The sequence below is a fragment of the Azospirillum sp. UFLA03-27 genome (assembly GCF_059803775.1).
Map to the genome: position 1 here is coordinate 1 of NZ_JAUQTX010000325.1, position 6,219 is coordinate 6,219.

Genomic DNA, 6,219 nt, shown 5'->3' on the forward strand with positions numbered 1-6,219 from the left:
AGCAGCGCCACGCCGGAGCCCAGCAGCGCCCCGATCACCACGCCGCCCAGCACCAGGACCAGCACCGGGTCCCGCCCGCGGATGGCCGAGGCGACGGCCAGCACCACCCCCACCGCCAGCAGCCCGCCCGCGAAGGCCATGCCCTGGATGGCGAGGACCGGCAGCGAGGCGAAGATGCCCAGCACCGCCCCCAGCGCCGCCCCCGACGACACGCCGAGGATGTCCGGCGAGACCAGCGGGTTGCGGAACAGCCCCTGATACGCGGCGCCCGAGGCGGCCAGCCCCGCTCCCACCAGCATGGCGGTCAGCACGCGCGGGCCGCGGATGTCCCAGATCACCGTCTCCACCGCCGGGGCGGCGGCGCTCCCAATGCCCAGCTTCGCCGTGAGCAGCCCGGCCAGTTCCCCCGGTGAGACGGGATAGGCGCCGGTGCTGAAGGCGACGCAGACCGCGGCGACCAGCAGCGCGGCCACCCCGCCCAGCGTCAGCGCGAAGGGGACCTCACCCCGGCGGGCGGCTGCCGGCGAGGAGGGCGTCGATCTGCTCCGCGGTGGGTTCCCGGTGGTAGAAGAGGGCATAGAAACGTCGCGTCTCCTCGCGCAGATCCTCCGGAAACAGTTCCGGATAGAGGACGGCGCCCAGCCAGCGCAAGCCGAGCAGGCGGTTGGCGGCGGGCGGGGAATCGATCCAGGTGAAGGGCAAGCCCGGCGAGAGGTAGACGCGCCGGTCGCGCACCGCCTTCACCCCCTGCCACAGCGGGTCGGTCCACACGCTCTCGTAAAAGCCGCGGTCGAGGGTGACGATGGCGTCCGGCTGCCAAGCCAGCACCTGCTCCATCGAGACGTTGACCAGCCCGCCGTTGCCGAGATTCTCCGCCGCGACGTTGCGCACCCCGGCGACGTCGAGCGCCTCGACGTTGATGGAGCCGCGGATGCCGGTCTGGAGCCCGCGCGGCCCCCGCGCCATGTAGACCTTCAACCGCTGGTCCCCCGGCACGCCGTCGAAGCGCCGCCGCACCTCGGCCAGCGTCGTCTCGGCGTAGCGGGCCAGCTCCTCGCCCCGCTCCGCCACGCCCATCAGCGCGCCGAGCGTGCGGAAGGCGCGCGCGGAGTCGGCGAGATGGCCGTCGATCAGCAGGGTCGGCACCCGCGTCTGCTCCTGCACCCGGTCGGCCAGCGAGACGAAGGTCGGGGCGGTGCTGCCGACATCGACGACGACGTCCGGCTTCGCGGCCACCACGGTTTCGAGGTTGACGGTGTTGCCGCGCCCGGTCAGCCGCCCCAGCTCCGGCAGGTCGGCGTAGCGGTCGGGCAGAAAGGGCCGCTCCGGCGGGCTGATCGCCCGCGTCCAGCCCAGCAGCCTGTCGGGCGCCAGCATGTAGACGACAACGGAGGCCGGCGGCCCGGCGGGAAACACGCGCTCCACCCGCTCCGGCACGGTGACGCGGCGCCCCGAGGAGTCCGTGACGATCCGCTCGGCCGCCGCCGGCCCGGCCAGCAGGGCGAGCAGCAGCCCGACCCCCACGCCCGTCATCCATCCACGCCTGCCCGCGCCACCCTCCATTCGCCACCACCTCCATGGACCCGTGTTCAAAGTCCCCTCTCCCCTCCGGGGAGAGGGTTAGGGTGAGGGGGTTGCGCTTTTGCCGAACGCAGCGACAAGCGCATCCCCCTCACCGGCCCTGCGGGCCACCCTCTCCCCAGAGGGGAGAGGGTTGGATTAACCACCCCTCCAAAGCATGGGGTCTGCACCCGCCACCGTCCATAGGACAAGCGCGCCAAGCCGCCCGCGAAGGTCACGCTTTGACCACGGGCGGCCTCCCCATCCGAACGGATAGGGTGCGGCGGTCCGCTCACCACCCCCGTGCCGCTCCATGCCCGCATCCCCGCTCCGCCGCGTCCTCCTTCCCGCCGCCGCGCTGCTCGCGCTGTCTGGCTGCGCGGGGTTCGGCTCGGCGGTCACGGGGGTGACCACGGCGGGCGTGGCGGCGACGGTCGGTTCGGCCACCGGCAACCCGGTGCTGGGCATCATCGCCGGCGCCGGGGCCAGCTACGGCATCGACCAGGGCGTGAAATACGCGGAGCGGCGGATCACCGACAACGTCCACAACGCCGTCGCCCGCGCCGCCGGCCCGCTCGCCGTCGGGCAGGCGGCCACCTGGACGGTGGAGGAAAAGCTGCCGCTGAGCGGCAAGACCGGCACGGTGCAGGTGGCCCGCGGCTTTGGCGAGGCGATCCCCTGCAAGGATGTGGTCTTCACGCTCGACGACGCGCCCGACTTCAACGTCACCACCATCTGCCGGGCCAAGGACGGCCAGTGGCGCTGGGCGCTGGCCGAACCCGCCACCCGGCGTTGGGGCAGCCTGCAATAGCGCCCGGTCCATGCGGCGTACGCATGCGTTCGGCCATGTACGGGCGGCCCGCGTTGGGGTAAAGCTCCGCGGGCAGTTGCGTCACGGGTTTGCGTCACGGGAGTCCGCGCATGTTCACGGCCAAAATCCTTCTTCTCGGCTCGGGCGAACTCGGGAAGGAGTTTGTCATCTCCGCCAAGCGCCTCGGCTGCGAGGTCATCGCCTGCGACAGCTACGCCAACGCCCCGGCGATGCAGGTCGCCGACGCGGCGGAGGTCTTCTCCATGCTCGACGCGGACGCCCTGCGCGCGGCCATCGCCAAGCACTCGCCCGACTTCATCGTGCCGGAGGTTGAGGCCATCCGCACCGAGGTGCTGCACGAGTTCGAGGACACCGGCCTGACCGTCGTCCCCTCCGCCCGCGCCGCCACAATGACGATGAACCGCGACCGCATCCGCGAGGTCGCCGCGGTGGAATTGGGCCTGCGCACCTCCAAATACCGCTACGCCGAAAGCCTGGAGGAGGTGGTCGCCGGGGCGGAGCACACCGGCCTGCCCTGCGTCATCAAGCCGGTCATGTCCTCTTCCGGCAAGGGGCAGAGCACCGTCCGGACCGCGGCGGAGCTTGAGGCCGCCTGGACCTACGCCGTCGCCAACATGCGCGGCGACCGCCGGAAGGTCATCGTCGAGGAGTTTGTGCCCTTCGAATACGAGATCACCCTGCTGACCGTCCGCACCCGCGAGGGCATCCTGTTCTGTGAGCCGATCGGCCACCGGCAGGAGCGCGGCGACTATCAGGAATCCTGGCAGCCTGTGCCGATGCCCGCGGCGCTGCTGGACGACGCCAAGGACATGGCGGCGAAGGTCGTGGACAATCTCGGCGGGTACGGCATCTTCGGCGTCGAGTTCTTCGTCACCAAGGACGAGGTGGTCTTCTCCGAGCTGTCGCCGCGCCCGCACGACACCGGCATGGTGACCCTGCTGTCGCAGAACCTGTCGGAGTTCGACCTGCACGCCCGCGCCATCCTGGGCCTGCCGATTCCGGCGATCCATGTCCGCGGCCCGGCCGCCTCCGCCGTCATCCTGGCCGACCGCGAGGCCGAGCGCTTCGCCATCGAGGGTTTGGCAGACGCCATGCGCGTGGGCAGCCCGGAGCATGACGTGGACGTGCGCCTGTTCGGCAAGCCGACGACCCGCAAGAACCGCCGCATGGGCGTGGCGCTTGCCGCCGGCACCGACACCGACGACGCGCGCGAGCGTGCGCTGAAGGCGGCCTCGGCGATCAGCATCCGCTACGAGTGAGGTTAGGGAGCCGGGCGCGAACCTCCGCTCAGCGCAGAGTCGCGCCGATCATCGGATAGAGGACGTAGATCCCGAAGAGCGCCACCCCCAGCAGAGTGAGCAAAATCCGGAACCCCGCCCGCCAGCCGCCGTCCGCGCGGTGAAGGTCCAGATAATGGGTGAGAATCCGGTCGGCCTTGACGTTGGCCGCGGCGAGGACGAGTCCGACCCCGAGCGGGCCGAGACCGCCGGTGCCCTCGCCGTGCCCGGTCCACATCGAGACGGCGGTGAGGAGCATCAGAAGCATCCAGGTGCGTGTCAGGATGGCCATCGCTCACCTCAGCAGATAGACGATGGGGTAGAGCAGCACCCAGATCAGGTCCACCATGTGCCAGAAGGCGGCCCCGGTCTCCAGGTTCTCCAGGCTGTCCCACCACGTGACGATGCCCAGAATGACGATCCCCGCGGCGACGTGCATCGCGTGGAAGCCGGTCAGCAGATAATAGAGCTGGAAGAAGCTGTTGGTCTCCAGCGTGAGGCCCCGCCCGATCTTGTCGCCGTACTCGACCACCTTGATGGCGAGGAACACGCCGCCGAGGGCCATCGCGCCGAGCATCGCCACCCGGTGGGAGCGGCCCGAGGCCCGGCGCCGCACGGCGACGGCGACCAGCCAGCCGCTCGTCACCAGAACCATGGTGTTCACACCGCCGAGCAGACGGTCCAATTGCGCCTGCGAGGCGTCGAAAGTCGCCGGGTCGAGGGCGCGAGTCACCGCGAAGCCGATGAACATGGCACCGAAGGCCGCCAGCTCCCCCAGGATGAGAATCCACATCATGGGGTTGCCGGGCAGGCTGGAGAGAGGCCCCCAATCGGCGCCCTCTCCATCCGCAGCGCCGTCCGCAGCGACGACCGTCGTCGGCGCGGCAGTTTCCGTCATATCCGCTGTCCTTCCGGAAGTGATGACCGGAAGGGACCATGACGCGGGACAGGGGCGCCGTCTTTGCCCGGGGGCAAACTCGCGGCCGGTTGCCGATCAGGTGACGCCGGTCACTGATAGCCACCCTTTTCCGCACGCTCCCGCGCGGCGTCCTCCTGGGCCTTGGTCATCTCGTCCTTGGTCGCTGCCGGCTGGTCGTCAGGCTTGCCGGTCGCGCGGTCGTTCTCGGCTTGCGGTTGGGAGTCGGTGTTGCGGTTGTCGCCCATCGCGTCATCCTCCGGCAGGAAGCGGGCCGATGCAGCCCGCCGTAAGCCTCACCAACACGCCCGCGCGCCGGTCGTCTCATTCCCGCGCGGTCAGGCGACGATGCCGGCGTCGTGCAGGCGGCCGATCTCGGCGGACGGCAGGCCGAGCAGATCGGCCAGCACCGCGTCGGTGTCCTGCCCCAGAACGGGCGCCGGCCGGTGGTCGGTTCGCTCGCCCAGGCCGGGGAAGCTGAGGGGCGAACCGGGAACCAGCAGTGGACCGACCTCCGGCTGCTCGACCTCGCGGAACAGCGGGTTGGCGGTGGAACAGCGCGCGTCCTCGGCCACCAACTGGCCGAAATCCCGGTACGGCCCCCACAGCACGCCCGCCCCGGCGAAGGCGCTTTCCACCTCGGACAGGGTGCGGGCGGCGAACCAGGGGGCGAGCACGGCGGAGATGGCGTCACGCGCCAGGAAACGCCCGCCCTCGTCGTTCATGTCCACGTCCATCAGCGGGCCGATCATCGCCAGCCGCTCGGTCAGCCCGGTCGCCTTGCCCAGCGCCTTCCACTGGCGGTTGGAGATGGCGACGACCATCGCCCGCCGCCCGTCGGCGGTGGCGAAGTCGCGGCCGTAGGCGCCGTAGAGGTCGTTGCCCATCGGCGGCCGCACCGCGCCGTTCACCCGGACGTCGGCGAGGTAGCCGAGGTTGCCGACGGTCGCCAGCATCACGTCGGCCAGCGCCACCGTCACCTCCTGCCCACGCCCGGTGCGGCGGCGGTGCCGCTCCGCCGCCAGCAGGCCGGTCGCCAGATAGAGGCCGGCGGCGACGTCCCAGGCCGGCAGCACATGGTTCACCGGCTCGCCGCCGCGACCGGTCGCCATCGGGAAGCCGCTGGCGCAGTTGACGGTGTAGTCGACCGCCGCGGAACCGTCCGGATTGCCGGTCAGCCGCAGCATGATCAGGTCGTCGCGCTTGGCCGACAGCGCCTCGTAGCCCATCCAGCCGCTGGCCGGCAGGTTGGTCAGCAGGAAGCCCGCGTTCTCGCCCGAGGCGGTGATGATTGCCTGGGCGATCTCCCGCCCCTCCGGCCGGTCGAGCGCCAGCGTCACCGACCGTTTCGCCTTGTTCAGCGCCGTCCAGTAGAGGCTGGTGCCGTTCGGCGCCACCGGCCAGCGCCGGTAGTCGATGTTGCCGCCGATGGGGTCGATGCGGATCACCTCCGCACCCAGCTGGGCCAGCGTCATGCCGCCCAGCGGCGCGGCGATAAAGGCCGACACCTCGACGACGCGCAGATCGGAGAGAAGCGAGGGCATGGGAGTCTCGATCCAGATGGAAACAACGTGGTGAACGGGTGCCCCCACCCCTGTCTCTTATACACATCTCCGAGCCCACGAGACTATAAC

At 70.8% G+C, this 6,219-nt stretch carries 8 protein-coding genes; 2 read left to right on the plus strand and 6 right to left on the minus strand.

Annotated elements, in window-relative coordinates; genetic code table 11:
- Positions 1-473: iron chelate uptake ABC transporter family permease subunit (locus Q4I23_RS29520; RefSeq protein ID WP_498528578.1), on the minus strand; the 473-nt coding region annotated here is incomplete at its 3' end.
- Between the two features lie 28 nt (positions 474-501).
- Entirely contained in the window at positions 502-1,533 is a 1,032-nt protein-coding gene (locus tag Q4I23_RS29525) for an iron ABC transporter substrate-binding protein (protein WP_498528579.1), read from the minus strand.
- Positions 1,534-1,873: 340 nt separating this feature from the next.
- On the opposite strand from Q4I23_RS29525, the gene Q4I23_RS29530 reads away from it, so the two are divergent.
- Both Q4I23_RS29530 and purT read left to right on the plus strand, forming a co-directional pair.
- Positions 1,874-2,371 (plus strand): hypothetical protein, encoded by a 498-nt coding sequence (locus Q4I23_RS29530; protein WP_454020818.1) that lies wholly within the window; start codon positions 1,874-1,876, stop codon positions 2,369-2,371.
- Positions 2,372-2,481: 110 nt separating this feature from the next.
- Positions 2,482-3,651: a formate-dependent phosphoribosylglycinamide formyltransferase gene (gene purT, locus Q4I23_RS29535; protein ID WP_498528580.1), complete on the plus strand. Its 1,170-nt coding sequence runs from the start codon at positions 2,482-2,484 to the stop codon at positions 3,649-3,651.
- 28 nt (positions 3,652-3,679) lie between these two features.
- Here the strand turns inward: purT and Q4I23_RS29540 are convergent, their stop codons facing one another.
- The 4 genes from Q4I23_RS29540 to Q4I23_RS29555 all read right to left on the minus strand — a co-directional run bounded on the left by Q4I23_RS29540 (position 3,680) and on the right by Q4I23_RS29555 (position 6,129).
- Complete coding sequence (locus tag Q4I23_RS29540) at positions 3,680-3,961, minus strand: cytochrome C oxidase subunit IV family protein (protein ID WP_498528581.1); 282 nt, start codon at positions 3,959-3,961, stop codon at positions 3,680-3,682.
- Between the two features lie 3 nt (positions 3,962-3,964).
- Positions 3,965-4,567 carry a cytochrome c oxidase subunit 3 family protein gene (locus Q4I23_RS29545; protein ID WP_454020815.1) on the minus strand — a complete coding sequence of 201 codons (603 nt, stop codon included), beginning with the start codon at positions 4,565-4,567 and terminating at the stop codon, positions 3,965-3,967.
- A 110-nt stretch (positions 4,568-4,677) separates the two neighbouring features.
- A complete protein-coding gene (locus tag Q4I23_RS29550) occupies positions 4,678-4,833 on the minus strand; it encodes a hypothetical protein (RefSeq protein WP_353861736.1) in 156 nt (51 codons plus the stop codon).
- A gap of 90 nt (positions 4,834-4,923) precedes the next feature.
- Complete coding sequence (locus tag Q4I23_RS29555) at positions 4,924-6,129, minus strand: CoA transferase (RefSeq protein WP_498528582.1); 1,206 nt, start codon at positions 6,127-6,129, stop codon at positions 4,924-4,926.
- Positions 6,130-6,219: the final 90 nt, after the last annotated feature.